We start from the raw sequence: 542 nt of genomic DNA on the forward strand, positions 1-542 counted from the left end.
ATCCGTGAAGCTTTATCCATAAAATTCGCTTCACCATATAAGGCATCGGCTAACACGGCTTTGATTTTAATATCACCGTGGGCATCCTTAAATGCTTGCAACAGCCGTAAAGCCAGTTGCGTTTTTGTTGGATAATGGCTATCACGCTCGATCTGAACAGGACGATCTTTTTTCGCCATACCCTCTTTTTTCAAGCGTTTATCTTCTTTACCCGCAACTTCTCATTAGTCACAGGTAGATTATAAATCAATGGGTTACCGTGCATAAAAATCGAAAATTCAAGCCTCCTTTAATACCAAGCCATCGTAACTCATTGATTTCTGGTTAGCAGGCAATAAAAAAAGCAAATTTTAGCGAATTTTAAAAGATATAAGTCATTGATAAATATGGTTACCTGCAACTAATGAGAAGTTACCTTTACCCCATGCCGTCAGCGCCGGATCGGGCCTGTAAAAAGCAAAGCCTACTGGAAGCGTGACGGTCGGCGTGACCAACAATAATAAAACCACCGTCTGTCCGTTGACATAGCCCCCTGAAGCCTT

Annotated in this window: 1 protein-coding gene; it reads right to left on the reverse strand. The window is 41.7% G+C overall.

What is annotated here, in order from left to right:
* The coding region (locus RW114_RS20905) for a hypothetical protein (RefSeq protein ID WP_340124645.1) at positions 1-194 on the reverse strand (194 nt) is incomplete at its 3' end.
* Positions 195-542: the final 348 nt, after the last annotated feature.

The organism is Methylobacter svalbardensis, assembly GCF_037671525.1.
Classification (GTDB): domain Bacteria; phylum Pseudomonadota; class Gammaproteobacteria; order Methylococcales; family Methylomonadaceae; genus Methylobacter_A; species Methylobacter_A svalbardensis.